The organism is Massilia eurypsychrophila, from assembly GCF_002760655.1.
GTDB lineage: Bacteria > Pseudomonadota > Gammaproteobacteria > Burkholderiales > Burkholderiaceae_D > JAFCUW01.
In genome coordinates this window covers 1-15,843 of sequence record NZ_PDOC01000015.1, presented here as the reverse complement: position 1 = coordinate 15,843, position 15,843 = coordinate 1, and the positions used below count along the sequence as shown (strand labels likewise).

Sequence of the window (15,843 nt, the reverse complement as noted above, 5' to 3'; positions counted from 1 at the left end):
TTCGGACATTTGGCGTCTCAAATGTCCGAATGTCAGACCTGACACCAGCGTTTAGCCTTCGTCCCGATAGCGGCGCAGCCGCATTGCCGCGTAGATCATCGCGGCGCCGACCACCACGCCGGCCCACATGCCCGGCTGCGACAAGCTCATCCAAGATTGCTCGAAGAAGACGCCGGCGTCGACCGTACGCTTGCCGCTGGCCGACATCGCGATGGCAGTGACGTCGCCGTAGGTGGCCCAGATGCCGGGCACCAGACCGGCCAGCCCGCGCGCCGCAACGTCCACCACGACCGGGTAGATTGCGGTGTTGGCGTTGGCGAACTGGGCCAGCATGTAGTCGGCCCACTTGGCCAGCACTACCAGCAACACCGGCACGGCGACTGCCCACACCAGCACCTTCGAGCGGGCCCAGCTCGACACCAGCAATAGCCAGCCCACCGTCGGAATCGCCCACAGGATGTACACCGGCAGCAGCCCGACCAGGCGCAGCGGCGCCAGGTACAGCGCCGGCTGGCTCAGCACGAGGCCGAACAGGTTCAGGCCGGAAGGGACCACCGCGGCCAGGCCGACGAACAGCATCAGCAGCGATACCACCGTGCCGATGACAATGGCGATCAGCGGCGCGACCAGCAGGGCGGTGAGCACTTTTGAGAGCACCGTCATCTGGTCCGACACCGGCAGCGACTTCCAGAACAGGATGCTGCGGTCGCGCCGCTCGTCGTACAGCGCGGCCAGGCAGTAGAAGAACACCACCAGCGGCAGCAGCCCGAACAGCGGCAATGCGGCGGCGACGTAGGTGTTGGCGATGACACTGGCAATTTCGGTCTGCGCCGCCAGCGGCAGCTCGGCCAGCTTGCCGGCCTTGCTGACGGCGTGGCCGTCGATGACGATGGTGCCGCCGATGCCGTTGGTGGCCAGGGCGTACACCACCGAGCCGGTGATGAAGACAAACATTACCAGCGCCACGATTGCCGGCGCCCAGAAGAACGAACCCTTGTTTTCCCAGAATTCGCGGCGCAGCAGCCATTTCATATTGTTCATTGGGTCAGCTCCCTTGTTCATGGTTAGCCTTCGTCGCGCCAGCGGCGCAGGCGCATTGCAGCGTAAATCATTGCGGCGCCGGCGATGACGCCGATCCACAGGCCCGGTTGCAGCAAGGTCAGCCACGACTGGGCGAAGATGCCGCCGGCATCGATGCCGCGGCCGTGGGTGATCATCGCTTCCGGCGAGACGTTGCCGAACTTCATCCAGATGCCCGGGATCAGTCCGCCCAGAGCGCGTGCAACGATGTGCTCGAACAACTTGACGTTCAGGCCGCCGCCGAGGAAGTTGGTCGACATGAAGTTGATCCACTGGACCAGCAACAGCCCAAGCAGCGGCGCGCCGACCGCCCACAGGAACACCTTCGATTTCGCCCAGCTCGACACCATCAGCAGCCAGCCCACCGTCGGCAGCGCCCACAGCACGTACACCGGCAGCAATCCGATCAGCCGCAGCGGCGCCAGGTAAAATTCCGGGCTGCTCAGCACCAGGCCGGCGATCTGCAGGCCGCTGAAACTGGCCATGACAACGCCGATCACCAGCATCGTCAACGCGGCGGCAGTGCCGATCGCCATCGTGATCAGCGGCGCCACGCACAGCGCGGTGATCGCTTTCGACAGCACCGTCGACTGGTCCGAAATCGGCAGCGACTTCCAGAACAGGATGCTGCGATCGCGGCGGTCGTCGTACAGTGCGGCCAGGCAGTAGAAGAACGACACCAGCGGCAGCACCAGGAACAGCGGCGCGGCAAACGCGATGTAGGCGCCGGCCAGGCCGTTGGCGATCTCGGCGCGGCGCTCCAGCGGCATGGCGTTCCACATGCTGATCTTGCTGAGCGCCTGGCCGTTGACCGTCACTGAGTCGCCGAAGCCGCTGTGAAACATGCCGTATCCCACCATGCAGATCAGGAACGCCAGCATCGTCACAGCAATGATGACCGGCACCCTGACCATGGAGCCCTTGTTCTCCCACAGCTCACGGCGCAGCAGCCACTTCATGGTGATCATGCGTAGCTTCCTTTCATGGTCGCCACGAACAGGTCGGCCACGCTGATGTTGCGCGTCTCGCCCAAGCCGGACAGCTGCGCGCGCGGCACGCCGTCGAACAGCATCACCGACTTGCCGAACACGGTGCGGCGGTCGATCGGCAGCAGCGCGTTGGCGGCGTTGACCTTGTCATGCGGCACCATCACCTCGGTGTAGCGCTCGCCCACTTCATCCATCGACGCGGCCAGGATGATCTTGCCGTCGCGGATGAACATCAGGTCGGTGAGGATGTGCTCGACTTCTTCGACCTGGTGGGTGGTGATGATGATGGTCTTCTGCTCGTCGAAATAGTCTTCCAGCAGGTTCTGGTAGAACTGCTTGCGGTAGATGATGTCGAGGCCCAGGGTCGGCTCGTCGAGCACCAGCAGCTTGGCGTCGATCGCCATTACCAGCGCCAGGTGCAGCTGCACAACCATGCCTTTCGACATCGACTTGACCTTCATCGACGGCTTCAGCTTGGTGATGGCCAGGTAGCGCTCGGCCTTTTCGCGATCAAAACGCGGATGCACGCCGGCGACGAAATCGATCGCTTCGGACACGCGCAGCCAACGCGGCAGGATGGCGACGTCGGCGATGAAGCAGACGTCCTGCATCAGCTCGTCGCGCTGGGTGCGCGGATCGAGGCCCAGCACTTTCAACTCGCCCTCGAACGGCACCAGGCCCAGCGCCGCCTTCAAGGTGGTGGTCTTGCCGGAGCCGTTGGGGCCGATCAGGCCGACGATGCGGCCGGCCGGGATGTCGAAGCTGATGTTGTCGACCGCGGCCTGCTTGCCGTAGTGTTTCGACAGGCCCTTGGCGGAAATGACGGCGTTCATGCCGGCGCTCCGGGAACGGCGCGCAACAGTTGTTCGATGTCGAGGCCGAGGCGGCGGATCCGCTCGACCATCGCCGGCCATTCTTCGCGCACGAAGCGCTCACGTTCACTTGCCAAGAGTTTTTCGCTGGCGCCTTCGGTTACGTACATGCCGATTCCCCTTCTTTTTTCTACGAGATTGTCATCGACCAGTTCCTGGTAAGCCTTGGAAACGGTAATGGGATTGAGCTGGTATTCGGCGGCAACATGGCGCACCGAGGGCAGGGCGTCGCCTGCCTTCAGGGCGCCGTCGAGCATCATGCCGATGACCCGGTCCTTGAGTTGCCGATAAATCGGTGTGTTGTCGTTCCAGCCGATACTCATGGTCGAGTCTCCTGGGCTAAGGGTGCAGCGCGTGGTCGCATTTTGCCTCCCGGCGGGTGATTTAATGAGGTGGTGTTGTAGTGAAGTATAACAGTGACCTAATCATTGTCAACAATTTATTCACAACCCCTCGCGATCAGTCCAGCGGCGGCGCCGGAAAAGCGACCACGTGGTCGACCGCCATGCGAATTCCGATCGGCTCGCCGATGGCATGGTTGTGGTGGCTGGGCACCAGCGACAGCAGCTGGGCGCCGCTGGCCAAGGTCAGCGTGTAGAGAAAGTCGGCGCCGCGGAACGCTTTGGCGGCAACTTCCGCCTTCTGGTCGCTGGCGTCGTCGTGCAGGATATCGTCCGGGCGCAGCAGCACGCGCACCATCGTGCCTGGCTCGGCGCTGCCAGTATTGGACGTCAGCACGCCCAGTTCAATCTGGATGCGGCCTTTTGCAACGATGGTGCCCGGCACGAACACGCCCTGGCCGACGAAATCGGCGACGAAGCGGTTTGCCGGCTGGTGGTACAGGTTGTAGGGCGTATCCCACTGCTGGATACGGCCCTCGTGCATCACGCCGATCTGGTCGGCCAGCGCGAACGCTTCGTGCTGGTCGTGGGTGACGAGGATGGCGGTGGTGCCTTCGGCCTTGAGGATCTGGCGCACCTCGAGCGCGAGCCGCTCGCGCAGGTCGACGTCGAGATTGGAGAACGGTTCGTCCAGCAATAGCAGGCGCGGCCGCGGCGCCAGCGCGCGCGCCAGCGCCACGCGCTGCTGCTGGCCGCCGGACAATTCGTGTGGATAGCGGCGTTCCTGCCCGGCCAGGCCGACTGTGTCGAGCAGTTCGGCCACGCGCGCCTGCCGCTCCCGCGCGCTGGCATTGCGCAAGCCGAATGCGATATTTGCGGCAACCGTCAGGTGCGGAAACAGCGCGTAATCCTGAAACACCATGCCGATGCGGCGCCGTTCTGCCGGCAGGTGATGGCGCGCGTTGCCGATCACCTGGCCGGCCAGCACGACCTCGCCGGCGTCGACATGTTCGAAGCCGGCGATACAGCGCAGCACCGTTGTCTTGCCGCAGCCCGACGGCCCGAGCAGGCAGCCGATCTCGCCGGCCTCGAGCTGCATCGACAAGCGGTCGACCACGGTCTGCTTGCCATGCGCGAAGGAGATATCGTTCAGTTCGAGGATGGGCATTGGCAGCAAGAAATTGTTGAGTAATCCATTATAATTCTCATTCTCACTTACGGGACGCGCTTTGCAGACATCAGGACTTTCCTTCATGAAGCTAAGCGGCCGCGGCAGCTTTTCCGCGCTCGTCGCCGGCTCCCTGCTGGTGGCGCTGATGATTGCCGTGCCGATCTTCAGCATCGCCGCCAATTTGCTGCTGGGCGGCGCCGGCGACACCTGGCGCCACCTGGCAACGACCGTGCTTCCGGACTACATCCTCAACACGCTGATTCTGTGCGCCGGCGTGGGCGCCGGCGTCATCGTGGTGGGCGTATCGACGGCATGGCTGGTCAGCATCCACGATTTTCCGGGACGCCGCATGTTCGAATGGGCGCTGGTGCTGCCGCTGGCGGTGCCGGCCTACGTCATGGCCTACGCCTACACCGACCTGCTGCAGTTCGTCGGGCCGGTGCAGACGTGGCTGCGCGAAACGTTCGACCTGGCGCCGGGCAGCTACTGGTTTCCCGATATCCGCACGGTCGGCGGCGCCTGCGCCGTGTTCGTGTTCGTGTTGTACCCGTATGTGTACCTGCTCGCGCGCGCGGCCTTCGTCGAGCGCGCCGGCGGCATGCTCGAAGCGGGGCGCTCGCTCGGGCTTGGGCCCTGGGAAAACTTCTGGCGCGTGTCGCTGCCGCTGGCGCGGCCGGCAATCGCCGCCGGCGCCTCGCTGGCGCTGATGGAGACGCTGGCCGATTATGGCGCCGTCACCTATTTCGGCGTGCCGACCTTTACCAGCGGAATTTATCGCGCCTGGTTTTCGCTGGGCGACCGCGTCGCCGCGGCGCAACTGGCGGCCTTGCTGCTCGGCTTCGTCGCGCTGGTGCTGTTCCTCGAGCGCGTCACGCGCGGGCGGGCGCGCTTTCACAACACGACCGGGCGCAGCCGGCCGCATCCGGGACGCCGGCTGCATGGCGTCAAGGCTGCCGGCGCGGTCGCGGTGTGCCTGTTGCCGCTCGCGCTCGGCTTCCTGGTGCCAGGCGCCGCGTTGCTGGAGATGGCCTTGTCGGAGGGCGACGCACAGTTCGGCGAGCGCTTCGTGCAACTGGCGCGCAACAGTTTCGTGCTGGCGGCGGCGACCGCGGTGGCGGCCGTGATCGTCGCCGTGCTGCTGGCGTACGCCGCGCGGCTGTCGGGCCAGTGGCTGCCGCGCATGGTCAACCGGCTGGTCGGCCTCGGCTATGCCGTGCCCGGCTCGGTCATAGCGGTCGGCATCCTGATACCGGTGACGCGGCTCGATCTGTGGCTGGCCTCGCAGGTGCAGGCGGTCACCGGCCAGGCGCCCGGGCTGCTGCTGACCGGCGGCATCGCGGCGATGGTGTATGCCTACCTGGTGCGTTTCCTGACGGTGTCGCTGCAGACGGTGGAGGCGAGCCTGGGCAAGATCACGCCGACGATGGACGACGCCGCCCGCTCGCTCGGCTTCGGCCATGCGGCCACGCTGCAGCGCGTGCACCTGCCGCTGTTGCGCGCCGGCCTGCTGACGGCAGGCCTGCTGGTATTCGTCGATGTGATGAAGGAGTTGCCGGCCACGCTGGTGATGCGGCCGTTCAATTTCGATACCTTGGCGACGCAGGCACATGCGCTGGCGTCCGATGAGCGGCTGGCGGAGGCGTCCACGGCGGCGCTGGCGATTGTCGTCGTCGGCGTGCTGCCGCTGATCCTGCTGTCGTGGCAGATCGCGCGCAGCCGCCAGAAATAAGCTTGCCTCTATAAGAATTACTTCCAGCCCGCCCGGTCGTAGATCTTCTGCACCGTCGCCTGGTTCTTCGACAGCCTGCCGACGTGGATGGTATCGGCCTTGAAGCTGCCCATCGCCGTCAGCGCGGGATTGGTGACCTTGACGCTGGCAACCACCGGCCACTCGTTATTGCCATCGGCGAAGTAGATCTGTGCCTGGTCGGACGCGAGGTACTCGAGGAACTTGATCGCCGCTTCCTTGTGCGGCGCGTTCTTCAGGATGCCGCCGCCGGAGATGTTGACGTGCGTGCCGCTCGACTTCTGGTTCGGCCACACCACGCCGAAACTGGCGACGAATTTCTTGTCCTCGGGCTTGTCGGAGCGCATCATGCGCGCGACGTAGTAGCTGTTGGCCAGTGCGACGCTGCACTCGCCGGCGGCGACCGACTTGATCTGGTCGGTGTCGCCACCCTTCGGCGCGCGCGCGAAATTGGCCACCACGCCCTTGGCCCACGCTTCGGTCTGCGCTTCGCCGATATGTTCGACCAGCGCGGCGCCGAGCGACAGGTTGTACGGGTGCGAGCCGGAGCGCACGCAGACCTTGCCTTTCAGCTTGGGATTGGCCAGGTCCTGGTAGTTCTGCACGTCGGCCGCGTTGACCGTCGCCTTGTTATAGACGATCACGCGGGCGCGCGTCGAGAACGCTATCCAGTCCTCGGTGCGCAAGTGCGCCGGCACGCGCGATTCGAGCAGTTTCGACTTCCATGGCGCGAACAGCTGCAGTTCGTCGGCCTTGGCCAGGCGCGCCGCGTCGACAGTGATGAAGATGTCCGCCGGACTGTTGGCGCCTTCATTCCTGATGCGCTCGAGCAGCTCGTTTTCGCCGGCTTCGATGCGGTTGATCTTGATGCCGGTCTGCTTCGTGAAGTTCGCGTACAGCGCCTCGTCGGTCTGGTAGTGGCGCGAGGAGTACAGGTTCACTTCGTTTTGCGCGAGGGCCGAGCCGGCGGCGCCGGCAACGAGGACGGCGACAACGCCGAGTTTCAGATTGTTCATGGCAGGTGGCTCACTGAGGAAAAGGTCAGCCCCAATCATAAATGATTCTCATTTAGCGTGCAGCGCTAACTGAACAGCCTCAGACCAGAAGCGCGCCATCGAGCGCATGGCGCGTGATGGCGCCGCTGCTGTCGACGGCGATCCAGCCGCCGCGCCGCGGTTCGGCATCGGGTTCCCAGTCGGGCAGCACGTAGCGCCGCTTGCCGCCGGCCTCGTGCAGGGCAGGGCGGTGGGTGTGGCCGTGGATGATGGTATCGGTGGCGGTCGCGGCGAACAGGTCGTCGACCGCATCGGCCGTCACATCCATGATGTCCATGGTCTTGCCGGCGTGCGCTTCGCGGCTGCCTTCGCGCAGGCCGGCGATGATGGCCTTGCGCTGCGCCAGCGGCATGGCCAGGAATTGCTGCTGCCAGGCCGGGTCGCGCACCTGCGCCCGAAACGCCATGTAGCTGGCGTCGGCGGTGCACTGGGCGTCGCCGTGGACGAGCGCGATGCGGCGAGCACCGATGGTGGCGACGTGCGGCTCGGCCAGCAAGGTCAGGCCGGCGGCGTCGGCAAAGCCCTGGCTGACGAGGAAATCGCGGTTGCCGGCGATCCAGAAGACGGCCACGCCGCTGTCGGCGACGGCGCGAATCGCGCGAATGATGGTTTGGTGGAATGGGGCTGCGAGGTCGTCGTCGCCTGCCCAGTATTCGAACAGGTCGCCGAGCAGATACAGTTCGCGCGCCGCCGCGGCGTGTTCCACAAGAAAGCGGAAGAAGGCGTCGGCGGTGCGCGGGTGCGACTCCTGCAGGTGCAGGTCAGAAATGAAAAGCGCGACAGGGCGCGCGGGCAGGCTGGGCGGTGTTGCCGGATTCGCCTGCCCGGCTATCATGCAAGGACTTCGACTTTTTCGATGATCACCGGCTCGGCAGGCACGTCGGCGAACATGCCGCTGCGGCCGGTCTTGACCTTGTTGATCTGGTCGACGATATCGGCGCCTTCGGTCACCTTGCCGAACACGGCGTAGCCCCAGCCGTCCTGGCCCGGATAGTCGAGGAAACTGTTGTTCTTGGTGTTGATGAAGAACTGCGCCGATGCCGAATGCGGATCCGAGGTGCGCGCCATTGCCAGCGTGTACTTGTCGTTCTTCAGGCCGTTCTTGCCTTCGTTTTCGACCGTCTGGTCGGCCGGCTTCTGTTTCATGCCTGGCTCGAAACCGCCGCCCTGGACCATGAAGTCGGAGATGACGCGGTGGAAAATGGTGTTGTTGTAGTGGCCCTTGTTGGCGTAGTCGATGAAGTTGGCGACCGATTTCGGCGCTTTGGCATCGTCCAGCTCGGCGGTGATGTTGCCCATGTTGGTGGTAATGAGTACTTTGGTCATGATATGTCCTTTGTAGTTGGTGTTGTAGGTGTTCGTCGATGCGTGAGCATCCGCCATTTTACCGTTTGACGACGCTGGCCGACTGAATCACGATCGGCACGATGGGCACGTTGGCCTGGCCGCGCACGTCGTCGACGACGACGGCCTTGATCTTGTCGACCACTTCCTGGCCCTGCACGACCTTGCCGAACACGGTGTAGCCGAAACCGTCGCGGCCCGGATAATCGAGCGGGGTATTGTCGGCCACGTTGATGAAGAACTGCGACGTCGCCGAATCGGGATCGGCGGTGCGCGCCATTGCCACCGAATAGGAAACATTGCGCAAGCCGTTATTGGCCTCGTTCTTGACCGGCTTGCCGGTTTTCTTGGTGACCAGCTTGGCGTCCATGCCGCCGCCCTGGATCATGAAGCCGTCGATCACGCGGTGGAAAATGGTGCCCTTGTAATGGCCCGTCTTGACGTACTGGAGGAAGTTGGCGACCGTCTTCGGCGCTTTTTCCTGATCCAGTTCGAGGACGATGTCGCCCATCGTCGTCTTCAGCGTGACCTGCGGCGCATCGGCGGCCAGCACCGCGGCGCTGAACGTGACGCCGAAAAAGACGGTCAGAAAGCGGGCGAGCAGTGGCTTGAAGGGCGATTTCGAGAAGTGCATTTGGGGCTTCCTTTTGATGGATATGGCGCAAAGAGCTGTCAAGCCTTTTGCTGAAAAATAAACCTTAACCATATGCGGTCAGTGGGGTTTTTATCAATGCTATACTTTGCGCAGAACGTCCATTCTATCAAAGAAGAACAATACAGCGGGTTCCGACGATATCGAATTCATACCGGTTTAAATGGCGCATGCCCGTTGGGTAGATTGCGCCGGCTAGCGGTATTGTCCGATCGTCGTGCCCGCTATTATTAAGCATGAGTCCGATGAGCCAACTTAAGATCTACAACACGCTGGCGCGTGACAAGCAGGAATTCGTCCCACTCGTCGCCGGCAAGGTCGGCATGTATGTCTGCGGCATGACGGTCTACGACTACTGTCACATCGGCCATGCGCGCATGATGATGGCGTTCGACGTCATCTACCGCTGGCTCAAGGCATCGGGCTACGACGTCACCTACGTGCGCAACGTCACCGACATCGACGACAAGATCATCAAGCGCGCGGTCGAGAACGGCGAAACGATCTCGCAGCTGGTTGCGCGCTTCGAAAAGCTGATGGACGAGGACACGACCGCGCTCGGCATCCTGGCGCCGACGGTGGTGCCGCACGCCACCGAATACGTGCCGCAGATGCTGGCCATCATCGAGCTGCTGGAACAGAACGGCCTGGCGTACGCGTCGGCCGATGGCGACGTCAACTACGCTGTACGCGGCTTCACCGGTTACGGCAAGCTGTCGGGCAAGTCGCTCGACGACCTGCGCGCCGGCGAGCGTGTCGACGTCAACACCGGCAAGCGCGACCCGCTCGACTTCGTGCTGTGGAAGGCGTCGAAGGAGTCCGAGCCGGTCGAAGTGAAGTGGCCGTCGAAGTGGGGCAGCGGCCGGCCGGGCTGGCACATCGAGTGCTCGGCGATGTCGTGCGCCACCCTTGGCAAGCACTTCGACATCCACGGCGGCGGCGCCGACCTGCAGTTTCCGCACCACGAGAACGAGATCGCCCAGTCGGAAGGCGCGTTCGGCGAGCCGATGGCCAATTTCTGGATGCACAACGGTTTCGTGCGCGTCGATAACGAAAAGATGTCCAAGTCGCTGGGCAACTTCTTCACGATCCGCGACGTGCTGAAAAAATACGATGCCGAAGTGATCCGCTTCTTCATCCTGCGCGCCCACTACCGCAGCCCGCTGAACTATTCGGACGCGCACCTCGACGACGCCAAGCTCGCGCTGACGCGCCTGTACACCGCGCTCGACGGCGTCGACCTGGGCGCCGGCGACATCGCCGTCGACTGGGAAGAAGCGCACGCAATCCGTTTCCGCGAGGCGATGGACGACGACTTCAACACGCCGATCGCGATGGCCGCGCTGTTCGACCTCGCCACCGAAGTGAACAAGAGCCAGTCGCCGCAGATGGCGCGCCAGTTCAAGGCGCTCGCCGCGGTGGTCGGCCTGCTCGAACGCAGCCCGCACGAATTCCTGCAAGGCTCCGGCGCGCAGTCGCCGGAAGCGATCCAGCAGATGATCGCGGCGCGCATCGTGGCCAAGAAGGCGCGCAATTTCGCCGAGTCCGACAAGATCCGCGCCGACCTGCTGGCCGCCGGCATCATTCTGGAAGACAAGCCGGATGGCACAACCAATTGGCGCCGCGCATGATGGCGCTGAACAGGGACGCAGTGGGCACGACATCGTTGATTCTCGAAGTGCCGTCTTACTGGGAAGATGCCAAGGCCGAGCTGATGAAGCGCGACCGCATCATGAAAAAGCTGATTCCGCAGTTTGGCGACCTGCACCTGGTCGGCCATCCGGATCCGTTTACCACGCTGGCGCGTTCGGTGGTGGGCCAGCAGGTGACCAACAAGGCGGCCGACATTGCCTGGAACAAGCTGCTGATCGTCTGCCCGAAGATCACGCCGGCGCAGGTGATCAAGGCCGGCGCCGAGCAGTTGTCCGGCTGTGGGCTGTCCAAGCGCAAGACCGAATACATCCTCGACCTGGCCGACCATTTCAAGGCCAAGCGCGTGCATGCGAACCAGTGGGCGGAGATGGTCGACGAAGCCGTCATCGCCGAGCTGGTGCAGATCCGCGGCATCACCCGCTGGACGGCGGAAATGTTTCTCATCTTCAACCTGCTGCGGCCGAACGTGCTGCCGCTCGACGACCCCGGCCTGATCCTCGGCATCAGCCACAACTATTTCTCCGGCGAACCGGTCTCGCGCAGCGACGCGCGCGAGGTATCGGCCAACTGGGAGCCGTGGCGCACCGTCGCTACATGGTATTTGTGGCGTAGCCTCGATCCGGTTCCGGTAGAATAGCGCCTGCATCAGCCGCGCTGAGGGTGAGCTGCGGCTGGTAAATAACACTCGGAGCAAAAATGAATAAAACAACCTTCCTCAATTTTGAGCAGCCGATTGCCGAGCTCGATTCCAAGATTGAAGAGCTGCGATTCGTGCAGGACGATTCGGCCGTCGACATCTCTGAGGAGATCGACCGCCTGGCCAAGAAGAGCCAGCAACTGACCAAGGACATCTATGCCAAGCTGACGCCGTGGCAGGTGTCGCAGATTTCGCGCCATCCGCAGCGCCCGTACACGCTGGACTACATCAGCGAAATCTTCACCGATTTCCACGAACTGCATGGCGACCGCTCGTTTGCGGACGACCTGGCCATCGTCGGCGGGCTGGCCCGTTTCAACGGCCAGTCGTGCATGGTGATTGGCCACCAGAAAGGGCGCGACACCAAGGAGCGCGCGCTGCGCAACTTCGGCATGCCCAAGCCTGAAGGCTACCGCAAGGCGATGCGCCTGATGAAGCTGGCCGAAAAATTCGGCATCCCGGTCTTCACGTTCGTCGACACCACCGGCGCCTGGCCCGGCATCGACGCCGAGGAGCGCGGCCAGTCCGAAGCGATCGGCCACAACCTGTACGTGATGGCCGAACTGAAAGTGCCGTTGATTGCCACCATCATCGGCGAAGGCGGCTCCGGCGGCGCGCTGGCGCTGGCGGTCGGCGACGCCGTGCTGATGCTGCAATACGCGACGTACTCGGTGATTTCGCCGGAAGGCTGCGCCTCGATCCTGTGGAAGACCGCCGAGCGCGCGTCCGACGCCGCCGACGCGCTTGGCCTGACGGCGCACCGGCTAAAGGCGATGGGCCTGATCGACAAGATCATCAACGAGCCGCTCGGCGGCGCCCATCGCGATCCGAAAGCGATGGCCGTGATGCTCAAGCGCGCGCTGGCCGACACGCTGCGCCAGTTCCACGGCATGAAGACCAAGGACTTGCTGGAAGCCCGTCACGAAAAACTGATGAGCTACGGTAAATTCAAGGAAACCACGCCCGCAGAAGAGTGAGCCGGCAGCACACCGGGGCCCTCCCGGACACGTTCGCGCGCGCACTCGATGCCTTGCGCGGACTAGAAACCCCGTCGATTGCAATCGCCTTGTCCGGCGGCCTGGATTCGTCCGCGCTGCTGCACCTGGCGCATGGCTACGCGCGCCAGCATGGCCTGGCGCTGTTCGCCTTTCACGTCCACCACGGCATCAGTCCGAACGCCGATGCGTGGCTTGCGCATTGCAAGGCCAGCTGCGACGCCCTCGGCATCACCTTCGACGCGCGCCGCGTCACGCTGGCCAAGGGCAAGTCCGGCGTCGAAGCGGCGGCCCGCAAGCTGCGCTACGCCGCGCTCGGCGACATGTGCCAGGTCCACGGCGTGCGCCTGATGCTCACCGCTCATCATCTGGACGACCAGGCCGAAACGGTGCTGCTGCAGTTGCTGCGCGGTTCAGGCACCGCCGGCCTGTCCGGCATGGACGCGGCCAACAGCGCGCCCGAGCTGCTGGGCAACCCCGAGCTGGTGATGGCGCGTCCCTTGCTGCCGGTGGCGCGCGAGGCGCTCGAGGCCTACGTCAGCGCGCAAGCCATTCGCCACATCGATGACGAATCGAACACCGACCCGCGCTACGCGCGCAATGCACTGCGCCTGCAGGTGATGCCGGCGCTGGCGCAAGCGTTTCCCGGCTTTCAGGAACGCTTCGCGCGCAGCGCCGCGCACGCCCAGTCGGCCCAGCGCATGCTCACCGAACTGGCCGCGCAGGACCTGGCCGGCTGCCTGGTGGACGACACCATCGACGTCGCAAAGTTGCGCGCGATGAGCACCGACCGCGTGCAGAATCTGCTGCGCCACTGGTTCGCCACGCGTGCGCTGCGCATGCCGTCAACCGCCTGGCTGGGCGAAATGGTGACGCAGCTGGTGGAGGCGCGCCCCGACGCGCAGTTGCTGGTGACCCATCCCGACTGCCACATCCGGCGCCACCGCGACCGCCTGTACATCACGCCCAAGCTGGGCGACCTGGCGGGGCTGCGCGATCCCGACGATGAAGGCGTGTTCGTCAAGAACGGACAGGCCTTCCGCTGGCAAGGGGAAGCGGAAATTGCGTTCCCCGATTACGGCGGCACGCTGTATTTCGACGAAGGCGAGGAGGGCATCGATCCGGCCTGGCTGCGCGCGCAGCCGCTGCAGATTGATTTCCGCAAGGGCGGCGAAAAGCTCAAGCCGGCGGCCAACCGGCCCACGCGCAGCCTGAAGTACCACTACCAGGCCTGCGACGTGCCGGCATGGGAGCGTACGCGCCTGCCGATCGTCACGGCCGGCAAGGCGCTGTTGTTCGCCGCCGGCATCGGCATGGACTGCCATCACCTCGCCGCGGGCCCGGCCCCGTTGATCCGCTTCCGCTGGAAAAGCGATGTCGCCAGCTGACTATTCGGAAAGTGCATTACCATATGCCTATTCGGTATAGCTTTCCGAATTTTTTCGGCTTGTGATTTTGCACTGCAGCATGTAGAGTTAAGCCCTCTTTTTTATTCTACTTAGAGCGGAAATAGCACCCATATGGCTTTAATTGTCCACAAATACGGCGGCACGTCGATGGGATCGACGGACCGTATCAAGAATGTCGCAGCGCGCGTCGCCAAATGGCACGATGCCGGCCACCAGATCGTCGTGGTGCCGTCGGCCATGTCAGGCGAAACGAACCGCCTGATCGGCATGGCGCGCGAAATCATGGGCGACCAGCCCGATCCGCGCGAGCTGGACATGATCTGCTCGACCGGCGAGCAAGTGTCGGTCGGCCTGCTGGCCATGGCACTGCTGGCCATCGGCAAGGATGCCGTGTCGTACGCCGGCTGGCAAGTTGCCATCAAGACCGATTCGTCGTTCACCAAGGCGCGCATCCAGTCGATCGACGACGCCAAGGTGCGCGCCGACCTCGACTCGGGCAAGATCGTCATTATCACCGGTTTCCAGGGCGTCGACGACGACGGCAACATTTCGACCCTCGGCCGCGGCGGTTCCGACACCTCGGCGGTGGCAATTGCCGCCGCGATGAAGGCAGATGAGTGCCTGATCTATACCGATGTCGACGGCGTTTACACGACCGACCCGCGCGTGGTGTCCGAAGCGCGCCGCCTGAAGACGGTGACGTTCGAAGAGATGCTCGAGATGGCCTCGCTTGGCTCGAAGGTGCTGCAGAGCCGTTCGGTAGAGTTTGCCGGCAACTACCGCGTGCCGACGCGCGTGCTGTCGTCGCTGACAGACCCGCTGATGCCGCTCGAAGAAGAAGCCAATTCGGGCACCCTGATTTCGTTTGAGGAAGATACAAATATGGAACAAGCCGTCATTTCCGGCATCGCGTTCAACCGCGATGAAGCCAAGATCACGATCCTGGGCGTGCCCGACAAGCCGGGCGTGGCCTACCACATCCTGGGACCGGTGTCGGACGCCAACATCGAAGTCGACATGATCATTCAGAACCAGTCGGTAGCCGGCAAGACCGACTTCACGTTTACCGTGTCGCGCGGCGAGTACACCAAGGCGATGGGCGTGCTCGAAGGCGTCAAGGGCGAAATTGGCGCCGCCAGCGTGCTCGGCGACGCCAAGGTATCGAAAGTGTCGGTGGTGGGCGTGGGCATGCGCAGCCACGTTGGTGTGGCCTCGCAGATGTTCCGCACCTTGTCGGAAGAGGGCATCAACATCCTGATGATTTCGACGTCCGAGATCAAGATTTCGGTGCTGATTGACGAAAAATACATGGAACTTGCTGTACGGGCGCTGCACAAGGCGTTCGATTTGGAAAAAGCATAACTTTTTTAAAAAAAAATTGGGCTGTTCCATTGACCGAACAGGTCTGCAACAAGTACCATTGCGGTCTTCTGATCTGGCTAAGTTTGCTGGATGGGAAAGGAGACGTGGCCGAGTGGCCGAAGGCACATCCCTGCTAAGGATGCATACGGCTTATACCTGTATCGTGGGTTCGAATCCCACCGTCTCCGCCAGATACTTGTCCTAGGTCATTCTAGGACGTTTAAAACCCGCTGTTCTCCTTGAGGCAGCGGGTTTTTTTTTTTTTTTTGTGTGCGCCCAGCATGGGCGCACTCTTGCGGGTGCAAGTCCCGCCGCGAGCTGACCACAGCGAGCGAAGCGAAGCGCAACTGCGGAAGGGCGACCGACTGTGGGGAGGAAGCGTGGAGCGAAACTGCGAGCCGATGAACAAGAATCGGATACAAGGCGCTGCTTTGCAGGGCGAGCGGGCACGAAACCGCGAAGCTCTTGTGGTCAAT

At 63.4% G+C, this 15,843-nt stretch carries 16 protein-coding genes and 1 tRNA gene; 7 read left to right on the top strand and 10 right to left on the bottom strand.

Going from position 1 to position 15,843, the window contains the following annotated elements; all coding sequences use genetic code 11:
* Positions 1 to 51 precede the first annotated feature (51 nt).
* The 5 genes from CR105_RS19660 to CR105_RS19640 form a co-directional block, all read right to left on the bottom strand.
* On the bottom strand, positions 52 to 1,041 hold the full coding sequence (locus tag CR105_RS19660; protein WP_099791328.1) for a hypothetical protein: 990 nt from the start codon (positions 1,039 to 1,041) through the stop codon (positions 52 to 54).
* A 23-nt stretch (positions 1,042 to 1,064) separates the two neighbouring features.
* Complete coding sequence (locus CR105_RS19655; protein ID WP_099791326.1) at positions 1,065 to 2,048, bottom strand: hypothetical protein; 984 nt, start codon at positions 2,046 to 2,048, stop codon at positions 1,065 to 1,067.
* Positions 2,045 to 2,902, bottom strand: a complete 858-nt coding sequence (locus CR105_RS19650) for an ABC transporter ATP-binding protein (RefSeq protein ID WP_099791324.1) — start codon at positions 2,900 to 2,902, stop codon at positions 2,045 to 2,047. The genes CR105_RS19655 and CR105_RS19650 overlap by 4 nt, the downstream gene beginning before the upstream one ends.
* Complete coding sequence (locus CR105_RS19645; RefSeq protein WP_099791322.1) at positions 2,899 to 3,264, bottom strand: GntR family transcriptional regulator; 366 nt, start codon at positions 3,262 to 3,264, stop codon at positions 2,899 to 2,901. The genes CR105_RS19650 and CR105_RS19645 overlap by 4 nt, the downstream gene beginning before the upstream one ends.
* 136 nt (positions 3,265 to 3,400) lie before the next feature.
* On the bottom strand, positions 3,401 to 4,450 hold the full coding sequence (locus CR105_RS19640) for an ABC transporter ATP-binding protein (RefSeq protein WP_099791320.1): 1,050 nt from the start codon (positions 4,448 to 4,450) through the stop codon (positions 3,401 to 3,403).
* A gap of 85 nt (positions 4,451 to 4,535) precedes the next feature.
* Here CR105_RS19640 and CR105_RS19635 point away from each other — a divergent pair, with 85 nt between their 5' ends.
* Positions 4,536 to 6,182, top strand: coding sequence for an ABC transporter permease (locus CR105_RS19635; protein WP_099791318.1), 1,647 nt, complete (start codon positions 4,536 to 4,538; stop codon positions 6,180 to 6,182).
* A gap of 17 nt (positions 6,183 to 6,199) precedes the next feature.
* On the opposite strand, the gene CR105_RS19630 is transcribed toward CR105_RS19635, so the two are convergent.
* The 4 genes from CR105_RS19630 to CR105_RS19615 all read right to left on the bottom strand — a co-directional run bounded on the left by CR105_RS19630 (position 6,200) and on the right by CR105_RS19615 (position 9,233).
* Entirely contained in the window at positions 6,200 to 7,216 is a 1,017-nt protein-coding gene (locus CR105_RS19630) for an extracellular solute-binding protein (protein WP_180288243.1), read from the bottom strand.
* 79 nt (positions 7,217 to 7,295) lie between these two features.
* Positions 7,296 to 8,090, bottom strand: a complete 795-nt coding sequence (locus tag CR105_RS19625) for a UDP-2,3-diacylglucosamine diphosphatase (RefSeq protein ID WP_099791316.1) — start codon at positions 8,088 to 8,090, stop codon at positions 7,296 to 7,298.
* Positions 8,087 to 8,581: a peptidylprolyl isomerase gene (locus CR105_RS19620; RefSeq protein ID WP_099791498.1), complete on the bottom strand. Its 495-nt coding sequence runs from the start codon at positions 8,579 to 8,581 to the stop codon at positions 8,087 to 8,089. The genes CR105_RS19625 and CR105_RS19620 overlap by 4 nt, the downstream gene beginning before the upstream one ends.
* 58 nt (positions 8,582 to 8,639) lie before the next feature.
* Complete coding sequence (locus CR105_RS19615) at positions 8,640 to 9,233, bottom strand: peptidylprolyl isomerase (RefSeq protein ID WP_099791314.1); 594 nt, start codon at positions 9,231 to 9,233, stop codon at positions 8,640 to 8,642.
* 263 nt (positions 9,234 to 9,496) lie between these two features.
* Here CR105_RS19615 and cysS point away from each other — a divergent pair, with 263 nt between their 5' ends.
* The 6 genes from cysS (at position 9,497) to CR105_RS19585 (ending at position 15,558) form a co-directional block, all read left to right on the top strand.
* Positions 9,497 to 10,882 (top strand): cysteine--tRNA ligase, encoded by a 1,386-nt coding sequence (cysS, locus tag CR105_RS19610; RefSeq protein ID WP_099791312.1) that lies wholly within the window; start codon positions 9,497 to 9,499, stop codon positions 10,880 to 10,882.
* Positions 10,882 to 11,541 (top strand): DNA-3-methyladenine glycosylase family protein, encoded by a 660-nt coding sequence (locus CR105_RS19605; protein ID WP_099791496.1) that lies wholly within the window; start codon positions 10,882 to 10,884, stop codon positions 11,539 to 11,541. The genes cysS and CR105_RS19605 overlap by 1 nt, the downstream gene beginning before the upstream one ends.
* Before the next feature lie 59 nt (positions 11,542 to 11,600).
* Positions 11,601 to 12,578, top strand: coding sequence for an acetyl-CoA carboxylase carboxyltransferase subunit alpha (locus CR105_RS19600; RefSeq protein WP_099791310.1), 978 nt, complete (start codon positions 11,601 to 11,603; stop codon positions 12,576 to 12,578).
* Entirely contained in the window at positions 12,575 to 13,984 is a 1,410-nt protein-coding gene (gene tilS / locus CR105_RS19595; protein WP_099791308.1) for a tRNA lysidine(34) synthetase TilS, read from the top strand. Before CR105_RS19600 ends, tilS begins: the two co-directional genes overlap by 4 nt.
* Before the next feature lie 132 nt (positions 13,985 to 14,116).
* A complete protein-coding gene (locus CR105_RS19590) occupies positions 14,117 to 15,367 on the top strand; it encodes an aspartate kinase (RefSeq protein ID WP_099791305.1) in 1,251 nt (416 codons plus the stop codon).
* A gap of 98 nt (positions 15,368 to 15,465) precedes the next feature.
* Positions 15,466 to 15,558 (top strand) — tRNA-Ser (locus CR105_RS19585).
* Between the two features lie 15 nt (positions 15,559 to 15,573).
* Here CR105_RS19585 and CR105_RS28700 read toward each other — a convergent pair.
* Positions 15,574 to 15,843 (bottom strand): hypothetical protein (locus CR105_RS28700; protein WP_218968727.1); only part of this gene is annotated, 270 nt, incomplete at its 5' end.

What these genes read in the sequence shown, in the direction of transcription:
- CR105_RS19660 (WP_099791328.1), bottom strand. Translation starts at nt 1,041, where the DNA reads ATGAACAATATGAAATGGCTGCTGCGCCGCGAATTCTGGGAAAACAAG.
- CR105_RS19655 (WP_099791326.1), bottom strand. Translation starts at nt 2,048, where the DNA reads ATGATCACCATGAAGTGGCTGCTGCGCCGTGAGCTGTGGGAGAACAAG.
- CR105_RS19650 (WP_099791324.1), bottom strand. Translation starts at nt 2,902, where the DNA reads ATGAACGCCGTCATTTCCGCCAAGGGCCTGTCGAAACACTACGGCAAG.
- CR105_RS19645 (WP_099791322.1), bottom strand. Translation starts at nt 3,264, where the DNA reads ATGAGTATCGGCTGGAACGACAACACACCGATTTATCGGCAACTCAAG.
- CR105_RS19640 (WP_099791320.1), bottom strand. Translation starts at nt 4,450, where the DNA reads ATGCCCATCCTCGAACTGAACGATATCTCCTTCGCGCATGGCAAGCAG.
- CR105_RS19635 (WP_099791318.1), top strand. Translation starts at nt 4,536, where the DNA reads ATGAAGCTAAGCGGCCGCGGCAGCTTTTCCGCGCTCGTCGCCGGCTCC.
- CR105_RS19630 (WP_180288243.1), bottom strand. Translation starts at nt 7,216, where the DNA reads ATGAACAATCTGAAACTCGGCGTTGTCGCCGTCCTCGTTGCCGGCGCC.
- CR105_RS19625 (WP_099791316.1), bottom strand. Translation starts at nt 8,090, where the DNA reads ATGATAGCCGGGCAGGCGAATCCGGCAACACCGCCCAGCCTGCCCGCG.
- CR105_RS19620 (WP_099791498.1), bottom strand. Translation starts at nt 8,581, where the DNA reads ATGACCAAAGTACTCATTACCACCAACATGGGCAACATCACCGCCGAG.
- CR105_RS19615 (WP_099791314.1), bottom strand. Translation starts at nt 9,233, where the DNA reads ATGCACTTCTCGAAATCGCCCTTCAAGCCACTGCTCGCCCGCTTTCTG.
- cysS (WP_099791312.1), top strand. Translation starts at nt 9,497, where the DNA reads ATGAGCCAACTTAAGATCTACAACACGCTGGCGCGTGACAAGCAGGAA.
- CR105_RS19605 (WP_099791496.1), top strand. Translation starts at nt 10,882, where the DNA reads ATGGCGCTGAACAGGGACGCAGTGGGCACGACATCGTTGATTCTCGAA.
- CR105_RS19600 (WP_099791310.1), top strand. Translation starts at nt 11,601, where the DNA reads ATGAATAAAACAACCTTCCTCAATTTTGAGCAGCCGATTGCCGAGCTC.
- CR105_RS19590 (WP_099791305.1), top strand. Translation starts at nt 14,117, where the DNA reads ATGGCTTTAATTGTCCACAAATACGGCGGCACGTCGATGGGATCGACG.